Origin of the sequence: Cytobacillus sp. Hz8, assembly GCF_042263505.1 — a bacterium.
Lineage (GTDB): Bacteria > Bacillota > Bacilli > Bacillales > Cytobacillaceae > Bacillus_BE.
Genome location: NZ_JBHKFI010000043.1, coordinates 1 through 1,340 on the forward strand (window position 1 = coordinate 1; position 1,340 = coordinate 1,340).

Here is a 1,340-nt window from a genome sequence, read left to right on the forward strand (position 1 = left end):
TGATGCTAGACTAAAAAGTAGACACAGATTGTTATAATAAATATATCAACTATAACGAGGTGTGTCTGTATGGCAAAAGGTAATGGCAAACGATACGAAGAAGCATTTAAAATTGAAACGGTAAAGTATATCACTGAAAACCATAAGTCTGTAGCTCAAGTGGCTAGAGAAGTGGGCGTGAATGAGAATACCTTGCATGGCTGGGTGAAGAAGTATGGCCAGCAACCAGAGATTAAGGCCGTACAGTCTTTCTCATCAGCAGAGGCAGAATTAAGGGCTCTCCAGAAGGAAATGCGTGATCTCAAGGAGGAGAATGAAATCCTAAAAAAGGCGATGCACTACTTCGCGAAAAGCCCTCGGTAAAATATAAATTCATTCATGAAAACCGCTCCCATTACCGAGTGGAGAAGATGTGCAATGTTCTGGGAGTTTCCAAAAGTGGTTACTTCAAATGGTTAAAGCGACCGAAAAGTGACAGGCAAAAACAGCACGAGAAATTATCACAAGATATTCTACAGACCCATCTAGAATTCAAGCAGCGTTACGGCAGTATCAAAATCACTAAAACGCTGAATAGACGAGGTGTGATAGTCAGTGAGCGTACAGTTTCTCGCATAATGACAAAGAACCAATGGAAGTCTTGCACTGTCAGAAAATACAAGGCTACAACCAATTCAAAGCATCAACATCCTGTAAGTGAAAACGTCCTAGATCGACAGTTCAAAGCAATTAAACCAAACCAACTATGGGTAACAGATATCACTTATATTCCGACCCACGAGGGCTGGTTGTATTTGGCGACCGTAATGGATTTGTATTCTCGTAAAATAGTAGGTTGGGCCATGGATAAAACCATGACAAAGGAATTAGTTATCTCTGCATTAAAGATGGCTTACAAACGCCAAAAACCAGAGAAAGGCGTCATTCATCACTCAGACCGGGGTGTTCAGTATGCCTCCTGTGAATATCAGAAACTATTAAAAAAATACAATATGATAGGCAGCATGAGCCGAAAAGGAAACTGTTACGACAACGCTTGTATCGAATCTTTTCACGGTATTCTTAAACGTGAGCTCGTATATCAAACAAAGTATAAAACCAGAGAAGAAGCGAAGAAATCTCTGTTTGAGTACATCGAGTTCTTCTACAATTCTAGAAGGATCCATTCAACATTGGGGTACTATACACCGAATGAATTTGAGCAAATGTATAGAAATTCTGTAGCCTGATTTTACCTTCATAAAAAAGTTTAAATCGCTCTTCATTTAAACTTTTTTATGAAGGCCACCAAGCGCAAGCGCGGTAGAAAAATCTGTGTCTATTTTCTTGACGTAGTATCA

General features: G+C 39.6%; 1 protein-coding gene. It reads left to right on the forward strand.

Annotated features, from left to right (window positions below; translation table 11 throughout):
- Positions 1–69 precede the first annotated feature (69 nt).
- Positions 70–1,229, forward strand: a protein-coding gene (locus ACE38V_RS23195) for an IS3 family transposase (protein WP_375845109.1) whose coding sequence is annotated in 2 segments (ribosomal slippage) — positions 70–331 and positions 331–1,229 — 1,161 coding nt in all. Because the reading frame shifts where the segments join, the coding sequence is not laid out codon by codon here.
- Positions 1,230–1,340 lie beyond the last annotated feature (111 nt).